The following is an 18,809-nucleotide window of genomic DNA, read 5'->3' on the forward strand; positions in this document are numbered from 1 at the left end:
GCCCACCACTGAGCACCCGCCGCGCCCCGGACGCGTCGACCGCCACCGCGCACGCGAGGCGGCGGCCGTCGTCGAGGGTGATCGTGGACCCGCGCGGCCCGTGCTCGGCCGCCCGCACCCGCCCGGCGAACACGGTGACGTCGGAGCGGGCGAACCCGGCGAGCACGGAGTCGTTGTGCAGCACGCAATAGCCACGGTCAAGCCTGCGGCCCGCCGCGCGCACGGCGATGGCCTTGGTGACCTCCGCGCCTGCTGGGAGCGCCGTGCACTGGTCCTCCCAGAGCCCGTACGTCGCGGGCCAGGGCGCGTACGGGTCCGGGTCAAGCAGGGCGGTCCGCAGCCCGAGCCCCGCGCACCGAAACGCCACCGCCCACCCCGCGGGTCCCGCCCCCACAACGACAACATCCACCCCCCGATCCCACCACGCCCACCCGCGAGTCGCCCCTTCCCGGCCTCCCGCGAGTGTGGCGTGGTCAGGTGGGGAGGGTGCCGAAGTGGACGGTTTTGGCGGTGAGGAGGAAGAGGTCCTGCCGGTTGGCGACGCCTGCTGGGTCCGTCGGGTCGAGGAGGCGGTCGAGGGTGGCCAGGTCATCGGCGTCGAGCAAGCCGTCGAGCAGGCCGTCGGGCGTGGTGTGCCGGTGGCGCAGGTAGCGCGCGACTGACGCCCGGGGTCCCTCGGCCAGTGGCGCGGGGTGGTCCACCAGGAAGGTCTTCGCGCGCACGTCCGTCAGGCCCGCCGCCCGCACCATGGCGGGCCAGTCCTCGACCACCCGCACCGACCCCGGAAGCTCGGCGCGCATCCGGGCGAAGCGGTCCTCCCGGGTCGCGTCCAGCCGCGCCTGCAGCCCCGGCGTGCCGAAACCCAGGTCGCGGGGCAGGAAGCGGGCGGGCAGCTCACCCTCGACGACGGCGAGGACGCCACCCGGCTCCAGCAGCCCGGCCAACCGGTTCAGCGCGTCCTGCTGATCACCCACGTGGTGCACGACCTGCCCGGACCACACAAGATCCGCGGGCCCGAGGTCGTCCAGGCCTTCGGGGAACGCGGCGACCATCGTCTGCAGGGACACGCCGAGCCGCGCGGCTCGCTTCTCCGCGCGTTCGAGCAGTTCCGGCGACCCGTCCACGGCGACCACCTCCGCGTCCGGGAACACCTCCGCCATCCGGCAGGCGGCGACGCCCGGGCCGCTGCCGATGTCCAGGATCCGTCGCGGTCGCAGGTCGCGAAGCTCGTCGAGTGCCTGCCGCACATAGGGACTGTGCGTTTCGCCCTCGAGTTCCAACAGGTCGGCCATCGCGGCCCAGTCCATGTGGTGTGTCATCGCGCGCCCTCCAACAGGTCTTCCTCGATCAGATCCAGGTTCACCGCGATGGCCGCCTGCGCCCCGGCCGCGGCGGCGGTTTCGCCCGGTCGGAGTCGTCCGCCCGTCGGCGAAGAACACGACGTCGTCGGACCACTGCCGCACCAGCAGGGCCTGGTGCACCGACTCCGGCCGGGTGCCGAGCACACCGACCGGCTCGCCCCGCACCTCCCAGCCGTGGCAGTACGGGCAGTGCAGCACGTCCCTGCCCCACCGCTCCCGGATTCCCGGCAGGTCCGGCAACTCGTCGCGCAGCCCGGTGGCCACGATCACCCGCCGCGACCAGCTCCGCGGAGGGCATGCCGTCGCGGGTCAGGTAGCCGTGCACCCCTTGCGCGGGCGCGTTCCGTGGCGTGCCCGAGTGGACGACCATGACCTGCCGCCGGGCCCTGGCCGGCACGAGCGCGGCGTTGAGCCCGCCAGCGCCGCCTCCGATGACCACTACTTCCTCCATGGCAAACCTCCTGACACCGACAGTGCGCCATGGCCGGCCGACTTGACAAACCTTGTTGCTGTTTCTGCAATAGAAGGATGGAAGAAGTACTGGCCGAGGTCGGATCCCGGCTCAAGCGCATCCGCAAACAGCGCGACTGCACCCTGGCGGCGCTGTCGGAGACGACCGGGATCTCGGTCAGCACCCTGTCGCGGCTGGAGTCCGGGCAGCGCAAGCCGAGCTTGGAGCTGCTCCTGCCGATCGCGCACGCCCACCAGGTTCCGCTCGACGAACTGGTCGGCGCGCCGCCGGTCGGCGACCCGCGGGTGCGACTCAAGCCGGTCAGGCATGGGGACTCCACGGTGGTGCCGCTGACCCAGCAGCCCGGCGGCCTGCAGGCGTACAAGATGGTCATCTCGCCGCGCCGCAAGGAACCGGACCCGCGCACGCACGAGGGCTACGAGTGGCTCTACGTGCTCAACGGCAAGCTGCGACTCGTCCTCGCCGAGCACGACATCGTGCTCAAAGTGGGTGAGGCCGCCGAGTTCGACACCCGGCTGCCGCACTGGTTCGGCAGCACGGGCGACGCGCCTGTCGAGATCCTCAGCCTGTTCGGACCCCAGGGCGAACGCATGCACGTCCGCGCGAGCCCCCGCGGCAAATGACCCGCAACCGCTCTTGAGAAGCTCAGCACCCACCAACGACCAACCACAAAATTTCCGGTGAGGCGGACTAGCCTCGGCGGCATGCCAGATCACCTCCGCCACCGAGAGTCCCGCCGCGACGCCGGGCCGGGTCCGGTCGACCTAGCCGCGACACCGTTTCGCGGGGACCGCGACCGGATCGTCGCCTCGCCGTTCTTCGCCCGGCTGGGCGGGGTGACGCAGGTGGTCAGCGCGAGCGGGTCCGGGCTGCTGCACAACCGGCTCACCCACAGCCTCAAGGTCGCCCAGATCGCGCGCGCGATCGCGGAGCGGCTGATCTCCGACCCCGAACTCGCGCCGGTGCTCGAAGACCTCGGTGGCTGCGACCCCGATGTGGTCGAGGCGGCGTCACTCGCGCACGACCTCGGGCACCCGCCGTTCGGCCACCTCGGTGAGCAGGTGCTCGACCGGCTCGCCCGGCACAGGTTCGGCCTGCCCGACGGGTTCGAGGGCAACGCGCAGAGCTTCCGGATCATCACCACCACCGACACCCGCGGCCCGCGCGCCGCCGGTCTCGACCTCACCGCCGCCGTGCGCGCCGCGACGCTCAAGTACCCGTGGACGCGGCTGACCCACCCGTCGCCGCACCCGCGCGAGATGGCCGATCCGCCTCGTGGCGCCGCCGAGCCGAAGGACGCGCCGGGGACCGGGTCGAGCAAGTTCTCCGCCTACGTCACCGAACTCGACGACCTGACCCAGTGCCGCACGTCCTTCGACAAGCGGGTGGAGATCTGGCAGCAGACCGTCGAGTCGTCGGTCATGGACAACGCCGACGACATCGCCTACGCGATCCACGACCTCGAGGACTTCCACCGCATCGGCGTCCTGCAGCACGCGCCGGTGTCGGCGGAACTGGGGCAGTGGGAGTCCGACCGCGCCGAGTTCGCCGCCTACGACGACGAAGAGCTGGCCAAGCACCACCGCAGGCCCGGCCAGTCCCTGGAGGCCCTGCGCCGCCGCCTGCACGCGCGCGACTCCTGGATGGTCGACGACGAGATCTTCGCCGCGGCCGTGTCGCGGGTGCGCGACGAACTGGTCGACGACCTGCTGTCGGTCCCGTTCGACGGCTCGGTCGCCGCCGAACAGGCCTTCGGCCGCTTCGCGTCGGGCTGGACCGCCCGGCTCGTCGGCGGGGTGCACGTGCTGGCCGACCCGCCCACCCGGTCCGGGCACGTGCTCCTGGGCCGCGAGCAGTGGCATGAGGTGCAGGTGCTCAAGTTCGTCCACCGCCGGTTCGTCCTGCTGCGTCCGGATCTTGCCCTCTACCAGCGCGGACAGGCGCGGCTGCTGACGTCGCTGGTCGAGGCGCTGGAGCAGTGGATGGGCGACCGCTACGAGGCCGACCGGCTCCCACGCAGGCTCCACGACCTGGTCGAACTCGCCCACGGTGAGTACCAGATGCTGGCCGCCGACCACCCGCGAACCCTCGTCGGCGCGGCGGGCGAACAGCCATCGGGCCCGGCCGCGATTCTGTCGCTGGCCCGCGGCCGCGCGGTGATCGACTTCGTCGCGTCACTCACCGACGGTCAGGCGGCGGACCTGATGGAGGCGCTGTCCGGCCGCACCGGCCAGTTCTGGTCCGACTCCTTCGTACTCTGAGCCCATGAGCAAAGCGCGAACTGTCGCAGGCGGTGGTCGCGCGGTGGAGGTCCCCGCCGACCGGATCGCGGGCTGGTACGACCGGTTCGCCGTCCGCCACGGCGGGATCACCCGCACGACGGCCACCGCGGACTCGATCGTCGTCGAGGCGGCGGACGGCGCCACCGCGACCGTCGCGGTTCCGTTCGCACCGCTCGACGGCGAACCGGGGGAGTGGGCGGGACTCCGCATCGACCTCCTGATCGCGCACCTGGAACGTCCACGCAAGGTCGGCTTGCTGCTGGTCCGGCTCGGCGGTCACAGCCTGGGGGTCGCGGAGGCGGGAAAGGTGACGGTGTCGCGCACCGACCGCCGCCAGGTCCACGGCCGCAACGCGGCCGGGGGTTGGTCCCAGCACCGCTTCGCCCGCCGCCGGGAAGGCCAGGCAAGGCAGGCGATGGAAGCCGCCGCCCGCGATGTGGCGGAGGTCCTGGGCACCCGTGTGTCCGAATTGGACGCAGTGGTTCTAGGCGGGGACAAGAGTGCTTTGGACATCCTGCGCGGTAAACGTTCGCTGGCCCCGGTGTTCGCCTTGGCCGAACCCAGGGTCCTCGACGTCCCCGAACCCCGCCGAACGGTCCTGGACGACGCCGCCGAACGCGCTTTCGCCGTGGAGATCATCGTGCGCCACAGCTGACTCCCAGCTGACACACAGCCAGGACACAGACTCGGTGCGCACAGTGGACGTATGACCGACACACCCAGGCCGACTCCCGACGACCGCGCCGCGGGCAAAGCAGCCGACGCCGCGGGCACCCCGCCGGACGCGAGCACCCAACCGACCGCGGCCCTACCCGACCCGAACCAGCCTGCCGCCGCTCCGGGGCCGACCGCTCAGCCCGAGCCCGGCCAGCCCACGACCGCACTCCCGGACCCCGGCGCACCAGCGGTTCCTGTTGTTGCCCAACCAGTGGCCCCCGCGAAGCCGAAGCGAACCGTGAGTCTGCTGGTCGCGGGCCTGGTGGGCGCGGGGTTGCTGGTGGCAGGCGGCGTCGGCGGCTACTTCATCGGCGAAGCAGGCGACGACCGCCGAGGCGGCCCGGGCTTCGCCCGCGAAGACCGCATGGGCCCAGGTCCCGGCCGAGGCCCGCACCACCACGGCCCCTGGCGTGACATGGGCGAACGCCGAGGCGGCATGCGTGGCCCCGGGGACGTCCGCCCCCCTGGCGATCTCCGCCCACCGGGCGACCCGGCGACCCCACCGACCGTCCCCACGCCAGCCTCACCCGCCCCCACCACAACCCCAAGCTGACCAACATGCGGGTGACCCACCCGCGAGTCCAACGTTCAAAACAACGAGTCCAACATTCAGAGCAAGGGGACTCCAGGGACGAAGATCCATCCCCGAAGGCAACCAGTCCGGGGTTTGGGAGCAACCGTGTTCCTGGAGCCAACCCCGTCGGGTGCCATCGGTCGGTGATCGCTCGACGCAAGTTCGTTCGTCCAGAGTGGGCTGGGCGGCTATGTTTCAGTAGTAGTAGACCTTGGCGCCGTCCGCCAGTTCCCGGATCGTGTCCATGTGACCCGCGTGCCGGGCCGTTTCCTCGATCATGTGGAGCAGGATCCACCGCAATGACGCCGAGCCCACTTCGAAGTCGCGGTTCTTGCCTATGTCGTCAAGCGCGTGAGCGGCGATGGTCTCGTTGGAGGCCTGGCACTCGCGTTCGTACTCTTCCAGCAGCTGTGCCAACGGGATTCCGTCGACCAGCATGTCGGCGTCTTCCGGCAGCGCCTGGTCGAACTGGGGGTTCTTTGCCGCCGATTCGCCGTTGCACATCACCTGGAACCAACAGTGCTCGACCCACCGCAGGTGGGAGACGAGGCCGGCCATTGTCATCAGCGGTGAGGTCGGCAGAACCACCCGGTGAGCGTCCTCCTCGGACACTCCCTCGCACTTCCATCGAATGATGTCGCGCTGCATGTCGAGCCAGCCGACGAGTTGGGTGCGTTCGTCAGCGTCGTACGCGGGTCTGGTGGGGGTGATCGCCATGGCGCGCGACGCTACTTCAGCCCGCCGAAGCACGCATCGCAGTTTTCGGCGGGCCGAAGACCGTCCTATCCGAGTGTCCCGGTCGCCAGCAGGCCACCGTCGACGCGGATGGTTTCGCCGGTGATCCAGGCCGAGCGGTCCGACGCCAGGAACGCCACCAGGCCCGCCACGTCCTCGGGCACCCCGAGTCGCTTCATCGGGTAGGACTCGGCCGCCTTCTCCTCGCCTTGGGCGTACAGCGCTTCCGCGAAGCGGGTCTTCACGACGCCCGGTGCGACCGCGTTCACCCGGATCATCGGGCCCAGCTGCCACGCCAGTTCCTCGGTCAGCCGGATCAGGGCCGCCTTGCTCGCCCCGTAAGCCGCGATCACGCCGGTCGAACGCAGGCCTGCGACGGAGGCGATGTTGACCACCGAGCCCCCGTGCTCGCCCATCCACGACTTCACCGCGAGCTGGATGAACCCGAGCGCGCCCACCACGTTGGTGTCGAAGATCTTCCGTACGGCGTCCAGGTCGGCGTCCACGAGCGACCCGTACACCGGGTTGATCCCCGTGTTGTTGACCAGGATGTCCAGGCCGCCCAACTCAGCGATGGTCCGCGCGACCACGGTCGCCCGGTCGTCGGCCGAGCTCGTGTTGGCCGGGACCGCCAGCACCGAAGCCCCGGGCACCGCGGCCCGGATCTCCTCGGCGGCGGCGTCGAGTGCCTCCTGCTTCCTGGCCGAGATGGCCACGGCGGCGCCGCCGCGAGCCAGTTCGATGGCGATGGCCAGGCCGATGCCTCGGCTGGCCCCGGTCACCAGCGCGGTCTTTCCCGCGAATTCACCGTCAGTCATGGCTGCACGATAGCTAAGCGAGCGCTTAGGTTCGAGTGCGGACGCAAACCGGTTCACGTCGTCTCGTAGACTGGGCCCGTGCTCTTCATCGACTGATGTGCGGGAGGGCTCGTCCGCCGCGGCGGCCGAGCGGATGACCCCTGCCACGAAACCTGCGATCGATGGAGCTTTGACGTGATCACCGCTACTGACCTGGAACTGCGCGCGGGTTCGCGCATCCTGCTCTCCGACGCCACCCTGCGCATCCAGCCGGGCGACCGGATCGGCCTGGTCGGCCGCAACGGAGCGGGCAAGACCACAACGCTGCGGGTCCTCGCGGGCGAAGGCGAGCCCTACGGCGGCGACGTCCGGCGCACCGGCGAGATCGGCTACCTCCCGCAGGACCCGCGCGAAGGCGACCTCTCGGTGATCGCGCGTGACCGGGTCCTCTCCGCACGCGGGCTCGATGAGCTGCTGCGCGAGATGGAGAAGGCGCAGACCTCGATGGCCGAGCTGGTCGACGAGGCCAAGCGCGACTCCGCTGTCCGCAAGTACGGCAGGCTCGAGGAGCGCTTCTCCAGCCTCGGCGGGTACGCCGCCGAGAGCGAGGCGGCCCGGATCTGCTCCAACCTGGGCCTGGCCGACCGCGTGCTGGCCCAGTCCCTGTCCACGCTCTCGGGCGGGCAGCGCCGCCGCGTCGAGCTGGCCCGCATCCTCTTCGCCGCGTCCGAGTCGGGTGCGGGCGGCGGCTCCGGCACGATCCTGCTGATCGACGAGCCCACCAACCACCTCGACGCCGACTCGATCGCCTGGCTGCGCGGGTTCCTCAAGGGCCACAGCGGCGGCCTGGTGGTCATCAGCCACGATGTCGACCTGCTCGCCGACGTGGTCAACAAGGTCTGGTTCCTCGACGCCGTGCGCGGTGAGGTCGACCTCTACAACATGGGCTGGCAGCGCTACCTCGACGCGCGCGCCGCCGACGAGAAGCGCCGCAGGCGTGAGCGCGCCAACGCCGAGAAGAAGGCGGGCGCCCTCATGGCGCAGGCCGACAAGATGCGCGCCAAGGCAACCAAGGCCGTCGCCGCGCAGAACATGATGAAGCGCGCCGAGAAGCTGGTCGCGGGCCTCGACGACGTCCGTCAGGGCGACAAGGTCGCGAAGATCCGATTCCCGGAACCGGCCCCCTGCGGCAAGACGCCGCTGATGGCCGAGGGGCTGAGCAAGTCCTACGGCTCGCTGGAGATCTTCACCGGCGTCGACCTCGCCATCGACAAGGGATCACGGGTCGTCGTGCTCGGCCTCAACGGCGCGGGCAAGACCACCCTGCTGCGCCTGCTCGGCGGCATGGAGAAGGCCGACTCGGGTGGCGTGATCCCCGGCCATGGCCTGCGCCTGGGCTACTACGCCCAGGAACACGAGACGCTCGACCACGACGCCAGCGTGTGGTCCAACATCCGCCACGCCGCCCCCGACACCCAGGAACAGCAGCTCCGCTCGCTGCTCGGCACGTTCCTCTTCAGCGGCGAACAGCTCGACCAGCCCGCCGGAACGCTCTCCGGCGGCGAGAAGACCCGGCTCGCGCTCGCGGGCCTGGTCTCCAGCCGGGCGAACGTGCTGCTGCTCGACGAGCCCACGAACAACCTCGACCCGGCCAGCCGCGAACAGGTCCTCGACGCCCTGCGCCGGTACTCCGGCGCCGTCGTTCTGGTCACCCACGACCCCGGAGCGGTCGAGGCGCTGGAACCCGAGAGGGTGATCCTTCTCCCTGACGGAACCGAGGACCACTGGTCTCCGGACTATCTCGAACTCGTTCAGCTCGCCTGAAATATGGCATTACGCAGGGATCTTGTATTCGAAGATCACCCTGTGTCCCGAACCGGGTATCTGCAGTGATCAGGGCTGTCTCATACCTTTTTGTCATCTCGTCTGGCAATCCGCGCCACCGTGTTCGATCATTGCGGCGGTAGGGGTCTTCAAGGCCCCGACCACTCGCGACGGAAGGCGGACAACGTGGCTGACCTCAAGAAAGGCGCGCGGATCACTGGTGCCACGCGCGACAAACTTGCCGGCGACTTGAAGAAGAAGTACGAGAAGGGCGCCAGCATCCGAGCGCTCGCGGAAAGCACCGGACGTTCCTATGGATTCGTGCACCGAGTCCTGTCGGAGTCCGGCGTGACCCTCCGCGGCCGCGGCGGAGCGACGCGAACGAAGAAGAAGTAGCGCGCGCCGCGCGTCCGTCCGGCTTCGACTCCTATCGAAGGCCGGATGGTTGCGGTGTTGTGCCGACACCGGGACCGGTCGAAAGACCGGCCTCGACGTCGGGTCCGGTGTCCGGTGTGGGTGCCAGGCCCGGGTCAGCCGGGCGGGCGAAGGCGAGCGCGGCACCCAGCAAGGCCACGGGGTACACCAGGTAACCCCACCTCGTGGCGGGTGCCAACACGATCGCCGCACCGAGCCCCACCGCGACGCGCGTCATCGCGTCCGCCATCGACAGCGGCGGACGCACGATCAGCCAGCCCGTGATCGCGACGGCGGCCAGTCCCAACAGGACCAGGGCCACCGTGTGACCAACCGGGCCGAGCCCGGCGATCAAGTGGCCGGGCAGCGGGCTGGACGCAGGCGACGACGCCTGCCCGAGGCCGATCGGGAACTTGAGTACGTGCTCGACGAAGGCCGCCGGGTCGGCGGCCAGGACGGGCACGGTGATCAACGCGCTCACGCCCACGAGCGTGCCGAGGAACCGGGCCGGCGCCCGGCCGCCGCACGCGGCGAGCACGCCGATGCCGATCACCGCGGTGGCGGGCAGGGCGGTCAACTTCATGGCGACCATCACCGCGCACACGGCGCCGCTCCACACCGGGCGCACGCGGTAGGCGAGCGCGCCCGCGAGCACGATCAGCGCGATCACCGCGATGTCGTCGCCCGCCACGCACAGCGTCAGCGCGGTGAGCGGGTTCGCCACCAGGTGCATGGCCCGCACGGGGATGTGCGGGCGGCGCAGCACGTGCCACGCCGCCCAGAGCGCCGCGGCGCTGCCCAGCAGGAACATCACCCGCGCGTCGGTCAGCGGGTGGTCGCCGAACAGTGCCCGCGGCATGCCGAACACCGACATGGCGGGCCCATAGGGCGTGTAGTCGTCAGGATGCGCGGCCCGGCCCAGTGTGGCCAGGTCCGTGTACGGCGTGCCGTGCGCGAAGAGGTTTCGCGCGGCGCGTTCGACCACCCACACCTCGGGCTGCGCTGGGAACGACCACGGCCACGGTCCCCAGGTGAACGACGGTGACCGCTTGAACACGAGGAACAGCAGCGGCACGAGGATCGCGCCCGCGCCCGCCACGACCACCGGGATCTTGCGGCGCGTCGGGGCCTGCAGCGTCAGCACGGCGGCGGCCAGGTAGGCGACTGTCGCGAAATTGCCCCAGACGCGATACCCATAGAACTCCGACGTGACCGCGGTGACGCCTGCGACGACGGCGCAGCCCACGTAGATCAGCAGGTCGAGCCGCAGCGCAGCACGCACCGAGCCCCCCATCGACCACGTTTCTGTCACCGTCGCAGGGCAGGCTACCGACGTGATCGAGACCACCACCGACATGGGCGGGAAGTTCCAGCCCAGCCCGCGTGTTGTACGAGAGCTGTATCAAGAGAGGGGTGCGCGTGGAAAACTCGATGATGAGGGGCATGGCGCGCTCGATGCGTTCGACCGACCTGCCCAAGGGGCTGCGCAAGGGCACCGTCCGGCGGGTCTTCACCTTCAGCCGCAGGCACCGGCCGCGGCTGGTCGTCTTCTTGCTCCTGACCGTCGTATCGGCGGTGCTGGGGGTGACCTCCCCGCTGCTCGCGGGCAAGGTCGTCGACGCGATCGTCGGCCGCGACAGCGTGTCCGTGGTGGTCTGGCTGGCCGTCGGCATCGCCGCGCTGGCGATCATGGGCGCGGTACTGGGGGTCGCCGAGCGGTGGCAGTCCGCCCGCATCGGCGAAGGCCTGATCTACGACCTGCGGCGCGCGGTCTTCGAACACGTGCAGCGCATGCCGGTCGCGTTCTTCACCCGCACCCGCACGGGCGCGTTGGTGAGCAGGCTCAACAACGATGTGATGGGCGCCCAGCGGGCGTTCACCTCCACTCTTTCCGGCCTGGTCAGCAACGTGATCGGCCTGGTGCTCTCGCTCGGCGTGATGATGACCCTGTCCTGGCAGGTCACCCTGCTGGCGCTGATCCTGCTGCCGGTGTTCGTCCTGCCCGCCCGCCGAGTCGGCAGGCACATGGCCGACCTGCAACGCGAGTCGTCCACCCTGAACGCGTCGATGACCACCCAGATGACCGAGCGGTTCTCCGCCCCCGGCGCCACCCTGGTCAAGCTGTTCGGCCGCCCGGCTGCCGAGGCCGTCGAGTTCGGCGAGCGCGCGGGCCGCGTCCGCGACATCGGTGTCCGCACCGCCATGGCGGCCCGCTGGTTCATGACCAGCCTGCAGCTGGTGTCGGCGCTCGCCCAGGCGCTCGTCTACGGCCTCGGCGGCTACCTCGCGCTCAAGGGCGACCTGGCCCCCGGCACAGTCGTCGCCCTGGCCCTGCTCCTCACCCGCCTCTACGGCCCGCTGACGGCCCTGGCGAACGTCCGCGTCGACGTGATGACCGCCCTGGTCTCGTTCGAGCGTGTCTTCGAGGTCCTCGACCTCCAGCCGATGATCTCCGAGAAGCCCAACCCCCGCACCGTCCCGGCAGGCGCCGTCTCGGTCGAGTTCGACTCGGTTCGCTTCGCCTATCCGGCGGCCGACAAGGTCTCGCTGGCCTCGCTGGAGGAGGTAGCGGTACTAGACCAGCGCGGCGGCGAGGAAGTGCTGCACGGCGTGTCGTTCGTGGCCGAGCCCGGCGCGATGATCGCCCTGGTCGGCTCGTCGGGTGCGGGCAAGTCGACCATCGCCTCACTCGTGCCCCGCCTCTACGACGTCGACTCAGGCGCGGTCCGGTTGTCGGGTGTGGACGTCGGCGACCTCTCCTTCGCGGCCCTGAGGGACGCGGTGGGCGTGGTGACCCAGGACGGCCACCTGTTCCACGACACAATCCGCGCGAACCTGGCCTATGCGGCGCCCGACGCCGGCGACGCGGAGATCATGTCCGCCCTGCGACAGGCACGGCTGGGCAAACTGATCGACTCATTACCGGATGGCCTGGAAACGGTCGTAGGGGAGCGCGGCTACCGACTCTCCGGCGGCGAACGCCAGCGGCTGACCATCGCCCGCCTGCTGCTGGCTCAACCAAGGGTCGTGATCCTCGATGAGGCGACCGCGCATCTGGACTCGGAGTCCGAGGTGGCGGTGCAGGAAGCGTTGGCTACGGCGCTGGAGGGACGCACGGCCATCGTGATCGCCCACCGCTTGTCGACGATCCGTGCCGCCGACCAGATTCTCGTGGTCGAGGCAGGCCGGATAGTCGAACGTGGCTCCCACGAAGACCTGCTGGCCCGGGACGGCCGCTACGCGGATCTCTATCGGACCCAGTTCGCCGAGCAGGACGCGGTGGCTTAGCGCGCCTGCGGCATATGGGTAGGTCTGCCGATGCGTGATCTCCGCTCCTGAAGCGACGCTGATGCTGTTGCGTCCACCGAGAGGAGCGGGGCGATGGCACAGGCAACAGGCGCAGTCGTTGCGGGGACAGTGGAGTTCGCCCGAATCAACGGCATACGGATCGCGTACGAGTCGACCGGCAGCGCGGCGGATCGAGTGGTGCTGGTGCACGGTTCGTGGGGCTCGCGGCACAACTGGGACCGAGTCGTGCAGGCGCTGGCCGAGCGGTTCACCGTCACCGCCTACGACCGCAGGGGACACAGTGACAGCGAGCGTCCGCTGGGACAGGGCAGTTTCCAGGAGGACGTGGCCGACCTCGCGGGGCTGATCGCGCTTCTCGGGTCGTCCCCCGCGTGGGTCGTGGGCAATTCGGCCGGGGCGGTCATCACCCTCCAGGCCGCCGCCGCGTGCCCCGAGGTGCTGCGGGGGATCATCGTGCACGAGCCGCCATTGTGGGGTGTGCTCGATGTGCTGAGCCCCGAGGCCGCTTCGTTCGCGGTCATCGAGCAGGGGCCGATCGCGGAGGTCCTGCGGCGGATCGCGGGAGGCGACCCCGCAGGCGCCGCCGAGATGTTCGTGGACGCGGTGGCCTTCGGCCCAGGCAGCTGGGCCCAACTGCCCGAAGGCATGCGGCAGACGTTCACCGACAACGCCCCGACCTTCCTCGACGAGGCGACCGATCCCGGCTCGCGGTCGATCGATGAGCCAGCCCTGGCGCGGTACCGCGGGCCGGTGTTGATCACCTCGGGCGACCGGAGCCCGGCCATGTTCCAGCCCGTCCTGAGCAGGCTCAGGGAGTTGCTGCCGCAGGCAGAGTTCGACGTCTACCGCGGCGCAGGCCACGTTCCACACGTGACACACCCGGCGGAGTACGTGAGTCGGATTCTGGCATTCGTGGCCGCTCACGGAGTGACGCCATGAACACCACAAGCACGCGCTTTGACGTCCGATCGGCGGACGGCACCACGATCGCGGTGTGGGTCGAGGGCGAGGGGCCCGCACTGGTGCTGGTGCACGGTTCGATCCAGGATCACACGATCTCCGCCGCGCTGGTGGCCGAACTGAAGCCCGCCATCACGACCTACTCGATGGACCGCCGCGGCTTCGGCGCCAGTGGCGACGGCGCGAACTACGCCATCGAGCGCGACTTCGAGAACGTGGCCGCCGTCGTCGACGCGGTCGCGGCGCAGACCGGCGCGACGGTCGCCGTGTGGGGTCACTCCTACGGGGCGAACTGCGCCATGGGTGGAGCGGCCATGACCGACAACGCCGACCACCTGATCCTCTACGAGCCGAGCCTGGGACTGGCCTATCCGCCGGGCTGGATCGACATGGTCGACAGGATGCTCGCGCGCGGCGACGACGAGGGGGCGATCGCCGTGGTGTTGCGGGACCTGCTCGAGTTCACCGACGAGCAGATCAACATCATGCGGGCCGGTCCGGAATGGGCAGGCAGGGTGCGCACCGCCCCGACCGTGGTCCGTGAGGCTCGCGCCGAGGAAGGCTGGGTGTACCGACCGCACCGGTTCGACGGCATCACGGCCAAGACGTTGATGCTGTCTGGCTCGGACAGCCCACTCGTCGTCAAAGCGGCGACCGACGCGGCTTTGGCGGCGATCCCGGACGCGCGGGTCCACGTCTTGGCGGGCCACGCGCATATCGCCCACCGGACGCACCCGGCCATGGTCGGAGCTCTGGTCCGGGACTTCATCGCATCGTGAGGCCTGGTCGCCCGCGCAAGAGGTCGTGCTCCATGGCGAACAGGGCCGCGCCCGCGCGGGTCGAGCAGCCGATCTTGGTGTACACGTGCTGGACGTGATGCTCGGCCGTGCGGCGGGCGATCACCAACCGGGTCGCGATCTCCTTGTTCGACAGGCCCCGCGCCACCAGTCGCAGGACCTCGACTTCCCGGTCGGTCAACCCCGACGGCCAGGTCATCCGCGTCGCCGTGGTCTGCTGGCCCGCGGCCGCGACGACCGCTCGCACACAGTCCAGGTCGAGCCGCCCCGCGGCGCCTTCCGCGATCAACGACTCGGCGGCTTCCTCGGGCCGCCGTGCCGGCCGATGCGGGCGATCCTGGGTCGCTGTCTGGAATGCGTCGGCGGCCGCGAGGATCCGTGCGGACGTGCCGATGGCCGGGGCCGCGACGCCGTGGTGGTACCCGCTGCCGTCGAGCCGTTCGTGGTGCAGACCGGCGATCCGGCCGAGCGGCTCGAGCACGCGCGAGCACGCCAGAATCCGCTCGGTGTGGTAGCCGTGCAGCCGGATCTGTTCCCGCTCGCCGCGCGTCAGGTGGCCGGCCTTCTCCCAGACGGCACTTGAGACGCCGACCCGACCCAGGTCGTGCAGGAGGGCGGCGCGCCGCAGATCCTCGACCTCACGCTCGGCCAACCCGAGCGACCGGGCGGCGCCCTCCGCCAGGTCAGCGACCTCGGTGGAATGCCCGAGTGTGTAGGTCGACTTGAGATCGACCATGTCCGCGAAGCAGCGCGCGACCCGATCGAGGTCGCTCGCCGCGATGTGCCAGACGGGCGATGGCTCGGCTGCCAGCACGGCTTCCCACGGATCTCCGGCGTCGATCTCGCGCAGCAGGCCGGGCCCGTGCCGGCGGAAGACCTCGGCGACCAACGGGTCGAACCATCCGCCTGCTCGCTGGTCGATCTTGGCGACGGCCGCGTCCGGCCCGCCCGCCTGGTGCGCGAGGACGGCTTGGGTCGCGACTTCGCTGATTCGTGCGGTGAGCGTGATCTCGTCCCTCGCCAGTCCTAGCGGGGCTCCCTTGCCGTCCCACCGCTCGAACTGTTGGTAGAGGCTGTTTTGCACCTCTTGGCCGAGCCCGAGCCGCCCGGCGAGCAGCGACGCCGCGTCACAGATGGATCGGAAGATCGTCTTCCCGTGCCGGACATCGCCCGCCACCGCTTGCGCGACCAGGAATGGCCTGCGCGGGCCCGCGCCGCGTCCGATGCCGAAGGTCATGGCCAGCATCTCGCGGGAGTCGCCGAAGTCCGCGGGTTCGGCGGCCCGTCGTGACGCCAGTTCGTCGCCACCGTAGATCCGGGCCTCGAGCGCCGCCGTCGCCGTGCAGCCCACGTGACGCACCAGCGAGGCCAGGTACACGGCGCGGACCTGGGCGTCGGGGCGGTCCAGCGCGCGGGCGAGCCCGGTCGCGAGCAGGCATGACCTGATCGCCTTCTCCGGCGGCCTGCCCATGCCCAGATCCGTCGCGACCGACAGTGCCGCCAGCAGATCCGCCATCCGTAGCCGCTGGTCGCCCATTCGCGCCTCCGCCGTGCGAGCGGGACTCATCATCCCACGCGTTTCGGCTGGTGGCGGCGTCAGGCGAGGGTGGGAATCCGAGGCGCGTAGCGCTGCATGAGGGCCTCGTTGGCCGCGTCGCCGCCTTCGGTGTTGGAGCTCTGCCACAGGGGCAGTTCCATGCCTTCGCGGGCGGCGCGGTCGTTGAGGCGGATCAGCACCTGGTTCCACAGGTAGGCGACCGTCACCGACGACAGCGGTGCGGTCACCGCCTTCGACTCGGGGTAGGCGACGTCGCCGGGCGCGGTGAGGGTGTCCAGCACGATCGTCGCGTTCTGCGCCAGCGTCGTGCCCGCGCGGCGGGGTGCGGCCGATGTGGCGGCCAGGGACGTGACTGCGATGACCGGGCAGCCCGCGTCCAGCGCGCACAGAGCCAACTCGACCGGATAGTGGTTGACCCCAGAGTTGGAGAAGACGAACAGCACCTCGTGGCCCGACAGGTGCAGGTTCCGGAACACCGACCGGGCCAGACCGGGTGTGCGTTCGGCCTGCAGGGCCCGCCGCACCCCGCTGAACACCTGAAGGTCCTCGTGGAACAGCGGTCGCACGCACGCCAGCCCACCCGCCCGGAAGAACGTCTCGGCGACCGCCGCCAGCGAGTGTCCCGCGCCGCCGGTCAGTACGAGTCCGTCGTTGCGGATGCAGGCAAGGACCAAGTCGGCGACGTCGTCGAGGGCGTCGGCGTTGTGGGTTCCGACCTCGGCGAGGTGCTCGAGCATCAGGTCACTGGGCATGGGGCCTCCCTGGCAGATCTTCCGGCCGGTCGGCGTCGGCGCCGTCGGCGATGTCAGCGCACGGCACGTCGGTGACGTGGTTGCGGGCGAGGTAGGGGCGGGCCCCGGTGTCGCCGTCGGCGGCCTCGGCGACACCGCGCCAGTGGTCGCGGCCGATCAGGACCGGGTGGCCGGGCACACCGTCGTAGGTGGCTCGGGCCAGCGCGCCGGGGGCGGCCATGGCGATCAGCCTGCGGATCGCCTCGGCGGTGATGCCGGGGGTGTCGACCGTCAGCACGATCACCGCGTCGGAGTCGCCGAGGGCCTCAAGACCGACCCGCAGCGACGAGCCCATGCCGTCCACCCAGTCGGGGTTGTCGATCACGATGCCGGGCAGCGTCGTCCGGGAGCGGACGTCGTCGGCCGCGGCGCCGAGGACGGTGATCACCGGCTCGCAGCCCGCGTTGACCAGGGTGGCCGCGGCGTGGTCGACCAACAGGCCCGCGCCATACGGGACCAGCGCTTTGGGCATCCCGAAGCGCCTGCCCCCGCCCGCGGCCAGGAGCAGCCCCGCCACCGAGGAGGTCGCCATGCAGCGAGCTTAGGGCTATCCGGAAAGATCGAGAAGTGGCGCGGCCAAGCACGTCCGAGGGATGTCGCGCACCGTCCAGCGGCTTAGCGCAAGTGGTCCAGCAGCAACGCCGTCAGCGCGTCCGGCGCCTCCTCCGGGACCCAGTGGGACACGTCCTCCAGCATCTCGAACCGGTAGCCGCCAGTGACCCACTTTCCGCAGGCCAGGGCCGCCGTGGAGCCGAACGCGACGTCCTCGGTGCCCCACACGAACATCGTCGGCACGGACACCGGGTCGGGCGCGACGTTCCACCGGGTCGCGCGGTACCAGTTCAGGGCCGCGGTCATCGCCCCCGGCTCGGACAGCCGGGTCACGTAGTCCTCGATGTGCGACGGCGGCACGCGGTATTCGAACAGCTGGCGCAGCGCGGCCGCGTTGTCGGCGAGCAGCCGCTTCTCCGCTGAGCGCTCCTTGAACACCGCGATGTACTGCGACCGCAGGTGCTGGTCTTCGTCCTCGCGGTACGCGGCCGCGATCGCCGCCGGGTGCGGCGCGGACACCGCGGTCAGCGTGCGGATCCGGTCGGGGTGCTCGGCGGCGGTGTGCCAGCCGACGGCCGCGCCCCAGTCGTGCCCGACCAGGTCGAACCGGGACCAGCCCAACTCGTCGGCGATCGCCAGCACGTCGGCGACCAGGTCGTCCATCCGGTAGTCGCCGACCTCGTCTGGCCGGACCCCGGGGGAGTAGCCGCGCTGGTCCGGTGCGACGGCGTGGAATCCGGCGCGCCCCAGCGCGCCCACCACATGCCCCCACTCGGTGGAGGCCTGCGGGAAGCCGTGCAGCAGCAGCACCGGCTGGTCGCCGGGGGAGCCCCCGCACAGCGCGTCGAAGGCGCCTACGGCGGTGGTGATCTGGAGGTGGTCGCTCACCCGCCGGAATGTACTCACTCACACCGACCGAACCGGAACGGCGGCGGTTGCGAAGATTGTCCCGTGAACGACAGCGTGAATGAGCGGGCGCGGCCCGCCATCCGGGTCTACGGTCCGACCGAGAACGTCCGCGGCGTGGCGCTCCTGCTCCACGGCGGCCGCGAGCGCAGCCACGAGCGGGTGCACCGCTACCGCAGCGCCTACCTGCGGATGCTCCCGTTCGCCCGCGACATCCGGCACGATGGCGCCGCCGACGGGGTGGCCGCGTGGGCCCTGCGCTACCGCTACCGCGGCTGGAACGCCCCCGAACTCGACCCCGTGCTCGACGCCGCGTGGGCGCTCGACGAGATCCGCCGCGCCCACGGCGACGTGCCGGTGGCGCTGGTGGGCCACTCGATGGGCGGTCGCACCGCGCTGCGGGTCGCGGGCGCGGACTCCGTGGTCGCGGTCTGCGCGCTGGCGCCGTGGACGAAGCCGAACGAACCGGTCGAGCAGCTGGCGGGTCGCACCGTCCTGATCGCGCACGGGCTGCTCGACAAGATGACCGACCCCGAGCTGTCCTTCCGCTACGCGGAGCGCGCCAAGGTCGTCACCGACCGGGTCGCGCACTTCGACGTGCACGACGAAGGGCACGCCATGCTGCGGAAATCCGCCGCGTGGACCCGGCTGGTCACCGGTTTCACACTGGGTGCCCTCGGGACCCAACCTTTCGACCCCGTCATAACGAATGCACTGGGACAGCCCTCACCGGAAGGGCTGCGCATTCCTCTCTGAGGAG

General features: G+C 70.7%; 19 protein-coding genes and 1 pseudogene. 10 read left to right on the top strand and 10 right to left on the bottom strand.

Annotation, left to right across the window (positions count from 1 at the left end; translation table 11 throughout):
- The 3 genes and pseudogenes from ACRDSQ_RS26890 to ACRDSQ_RS26900 all read right to left on the bottom strand — a co-directional run.
- The coding region (locus tag ACRDSQ_RS26890) for a lycopene cyclase family protein (protein WP_431424808.1) at window positions 1-409 on the bottom strand (409 nt) is incomplete at its 3' end.
- Between the two features lie 64 nt (window positions 410-473).
- The gene (locus tag ACRDSQ_RS26895; protein WP_431424859.1) at window positions 474-1,319 is read right to left on the bottom strand and encodes a class I SAM-dependent methyltransferase; all 846 of its coding nucleotides are present in this window, start codon (window positions 1,317-1,319) and stop codon (window positions 474-476) included.
- Between the two features lie 54 nt (window positions 1,320-1,373).
- A pseudogene (locus ACRDSQ_RS26900) lies at window positions 1,374-1,812 on the bottom strand (FAD-binding protein); the annotation flags it as partial.
- Between the two features lie 77 nt (window positions 1,813-1,889).
- Between ACRDSQ_RS26900 and ACRDSQ_RS26905 the strand changes: the two are divergent.
- The 4 genes from ACRDSQ_RS26905 to ACRDSQ_RS26920 all read left to right on the top strand — a co-directional run bounded on the left by ACRDSQ_RS26905 (window position 1,890) and on the right by ACRDSQ_RS26920 (window position 5,385).
- Window positions 1,890-2,456, top strand: a complete 567-nt coding sequence (locus ACRDSQ_RS26905; RefSeq protein WP_431424810.1) for a helix-turn-helix domain-containing protein — start codon at window positions 1,890-1,892, stop codon at window positions 2,454-2,456.
- An 81-nt stretch (window positions 2,457-2,537) separates the two neighbouring features.
- Complete coding sequence (locus ACRDSQ_RS26910; RefSeq protein ID WP_431424812.1) at window positions 2,538-4,094, top strand: deoxyguanosinetriphosphate triphosphohydrolase family protein; 1,557 nt, start codon at window positions 2,538-2,540, stop codon at window positions 4,092-4,094.
- 4 nt (window positions 4,095-4,098) lie between these two features.
- Window positions 4,099-4,770, top strand: coding sequence for an acVLRF1 family peptidyl-tRNA hydrolase (locus ACRDSQ_RS26915; RefSeq protein ID WP_431424814.1), 672 nt, complete (start codon window positions 4,099-4,101; stop codon window positions 4,768-4,770).
- Between the two features lie 51 nt (window positions 4,771-4,821).
- Window positions 4,822-5,385, top strand: a complete 564-nt coding sequence (locus ACRDSQ_RS26920) for a hypothetical protein (protein ID WP_431424816.1) — start codon at window positions 4,822-4,824, stop codon at window positions 5,383-5,385.
- 216 nt (window positions 5,386-5,601) lie between these two features.
- Here the strand turns inward: ACRDSQ_RS26920 and ACRDSQ_RS26925 are convergent, their stop codons facing one another.
- Both ACRDSQ_RS26925 and ACRDSQ_RS26930 read right to left on the bottom strand, forming a co-directional pair.
- Window positions 5,602-6,123, bottom strand: a complete 522-nt coding sequence (locus ACRDSQ_RS26925; RefSeq protein WP_431424818.1) for a DinB family protein — start codon at window positions 6,121-6,123, stop codon at window positions 5,602-5,604.
- Between the two features lie 65 nt (window positions 6,124-6,188).
- Entirely contained in the window at window positions 6,189-6,959 is a 771-nt protein-coding gene (locus ACRDSQ_RS26930; protein WP_431424820.1) for an SDR family oxidoreductase, read from the bottom strand.
- Window positions 6,960-7,133: 174 nt separating this feature from the next.
- On the opposite strand from ACRDSQ_RS26930, the gene ACRDSQ_RS26935 reads away from it, so the two are divergent.
- Together ACRDSQ_RS26935 and ACRDSQ_RS26940 are read left to right on the top strand one after the other, a co-directional pair.
- Window positions 7,134-8,762, top strand: coding sequence for an ABC-F family ATP-binding cassette domain-containing protein (locus tag ACRDSQ_RS26935; protein ID WP_431424822.1), 1,629 nt, complete (start codon window positions 7,134-7,136; stop codon window positions 8,760-8,762).
- A gap of 186 nt (window positions 8,763-8,948) precedes the next feature.
- A complete protein-coding gene (locus ACRDSQ_RS26940; RefSeq protein WP_091382460.1) occupies window positions 8,949-9,158 on the top strand; it encodes a helix-turn-helix domain-containing protein in 210 nt (69 codons plus the stop codon).
- Between the two features lie 31 nt (window positions 9,159-9,189).
- On the opposite strand, the gene ACRDSQ_RS26945 is transcribed toward ACRDSQ_RS26940, so the two are convergent.
- Window positions 9,190-10,458, bottom strand: coding sequence for a glycosyltransferase family 87 protein (locus ACRDSQ_RS26945; protein ID WP_431424824.1), 1,269 nt, complete (start codon window positions 10,456-10,458; stop codon window positions 9,190-9,192).
- A gap of 173 nt (window positions 10,459-10,631) precedes the next feature.
- Between ACRDSQ_RS26945 and ACRDSQ_RS26950 the strand changes: the two genes are divergently transcribed.
- The 3 genes from ACRDSQ_RS26950 to ACRDSQ_RS26960 all read left to right on the top strand — a co-directional run bounded on the left by ACRDSQ_RS26950 (window position 10,632) and on the right by ACRDSQ_RS26960 (window position 14,224).
- A complete protein-coding gene (locus ACRDSQ_RS26950) occupies window positions 10,632-12,464 on the top strand; it encodes an ABC transporter ATP-binding protein (RefSeq protein ID WP_431424826.1) in 1,833 nt (610 codons plus the stop codon).
- A 93-nt stretch (window positions 12,465-12,557) separates the two neighbouring features.
- A complete protein-coding gene (locus ACRDSQ_RS26955) occupies window positions 12,558-13,424 on the top strand; it encodes an alpha/beta fold hydrolase (RefSeq protein ID WP_431424828.1) in 867 nt (288 codons plus the stop codon).
- Window positions 13,421-14,224, top strand: a complete 804-nt coding sequence (locus ACRDSQ_RS26960) for an alpha/beta fold hydrolase (RefSeq protein ID WP_431424829.1) — start codon at window positions 13,421-13,423, stop codon at window positions 14,222-14,224. The genes ACRDSQ_RS26955 and ACRDSQ_RS26960 overlap by 4 nt, the downstream gene beginning before the upstream one ends.
- Here ACRDSQ_RS26960 and ACRDSQ_RS26965 read toward each other — a convergent pair.
- The 4 genes from ACRDSQ_RS26965 to ACRDSQ_RS26980 form a co-directional block, all read right to left on the bottom strand.
- Window positions 14,211-15,779: an HD domain-containing phosphohydrolase gene (locus tag ACRDSQ_RS26965; protein ID WP_431424831.1), complete on the bottom strand. Its 1,569-nt coding sequence runs from the start codon at window positions 15,777-15,779 to the stop codon at window positions 14,211-14,213. The genes ACRDSQ_RS26960 and ACRDSQ_RS26965 overlap by 14 nt on opposite strands.
- A gap of 59 nt (window positions 15,780-15,838) precedes the next feature.
- Entirely contained in the window at window positions 15,839-16,552 is a 714-nt protein-coding gene (locus ACRDSQ_RS26970; protein WP_431424832.1) for a sugar isomerase domain-containing protein, read from the bottom strand.
- Complete coding sequence (locus ACRDSQ_RS26975) at window positions 16,542-17,123, bottom strand: nucleotidyltransferase family protein (RefSeq protein ID WP_431424834.1); 582 nt, start codon at window positions 17,121-17,123, stop codon at window positions 16,542-16,544. Before ACRDSQ_RS26975 ends, ACRDSQ_RS26970 begins: the two co-directional genes overlap by 11 nt.
- 83 nt (window positions 17,124-17,206) lie before the next feature.
- A complete protein-coding gene (locus tag ACRDSQ_RS26980) occupies window positions 17,207-18,031 on the bottom strand; it encodes an alpha/beta fold hydrolase (protein WP_431424835.1) in 825 nt (274 codons plus the stop codon).
- A gap of 63 nt (window positions 18,032-18,094) precedes the next feature.
- Between ACRDSQ_RS26980 and ACRDSQ_RS26985 the strand changes: the two genes are divergently transcribed.
- Window positions 18,095-18,805 carry an alpha/beta hydrolase gene (locus ACRDSQ_RS26985; protein ID WP_431424836.1) on the top strand — a complete coding sequence of 237 codons (711 nt, stop codon included), beginning with the start codon at window positions 18,095-18,097 and terminating at the stop codon, window positions 18,803-18,805.
- Window positions 18,806-18,809: the final 4 nt, after the last annotated feature.

Origin of the sequence: Actinokineospora sp. (genome assembly GCF_050699995.1) — a bacterium.
In the GTDB taxonomy this organism is placed as follows: domain Bacteria; phylum Actinomycetota; class Actinomycetes; order Mycobacteriales; family Pseudonocardiaceae; genus Actinokineospora.

Bases quoted from the DNA above. Each gene is read 5' to 3' on its own strand.
- ACRDSQ_RS26920 (WP_431424816.1), top strand. From the start codon at position 4,822: ATGACCGACACACCCAGGCCGACTCCCGACGACCGCGCCGCGGGCAAA.
- ACRDSQ_RS26925 (WP_431424818.1), bottom strand. From the start codon at position 6,123: ATGGCGATCACCCCCACCAGACCCGCGTACGACGCTGACGAACGCACC.
- ACRDSQ_RS26975 (WP_431424834.1), bottom strand. From the start codon at position 17,123: ATGGCGACCTCCTCGGTGGCGGGGCTGCTCCTGGCCGCGGGCGGGGGC.
- ACRDSQ_RS26970 (WP_431424832.1), bottom strand. From the start codon at position 16,552: ATGCCCAGTGACCTGATGCTCGAGCACCTCGCCGAGGTCGGAACCCAC.
- ACRDSQ_RS26965 (WP_431424831.1), bottom strand. From the start codon at position 15,779: ATGGGCGACCAGCGGCTACGGATGGCGGATCTGCTGGCGGCACTGTCG.
- ACRDSQ_RS26960 (WP_431424829.1), top strand. From the start codon at position 13,421: ATGAACACCACAAGCACGCGCTTTGACGTCCGATCGGCGGACGGCACC.
- ACRDSQ_RS26930 (WP_431424820.1), bottom strand. From the start codon at position 6,959: ATGACTGACGGTGAATTCGCGGGAAAGACCGCGCTGGTGACCGGGGCC.
- ACRDSQ_RS26955 (WP_431424828.1), top strand. From the start codon at position 12,558: ATGGCACAGGCAACAGGCGCAGTCGTTGCGGGGACAGTGGAGTTCGCC.
- ACRDSQ_RS26915 (WP_431424814.1), top strand. From the start codon at position 4,099: ATGAGCAAAGCGCGAACTGTCGCAGGCGGTGGTCGCGCGGTGGAGGTC.
- ACRDSQ_RS26905 (WP_431424810.1), top strand. From the start codon at position 1,890: ATGGAAGAAGTACTGGCCGAGGTCGGATCCCGGCTCAAGCGCATCCGC.
- ACRDSQ_RS26895 (WP_431424859.1), bottom strand. From the start codon at position 1,319: ATGACACACCACATGGACTGGGCCGCGATGGCCGACCTGTTGGAACTC.
- ACRDSQ_RS26950 (WP_431424826.1), top strand. From the start codon at position 10,632: ATGCGTTCGACCGACCTGCCCAAGGGGCTGCGCAAGGGCACCGTCCGG.
- ACRDSQ_RS26910 (WP_431424812.1), top strand. From the start codon at position 2,538: ATGCCAGATCACCTCCGCCACCGAGAGTCCCGCCGCGACGCCGGGCCG.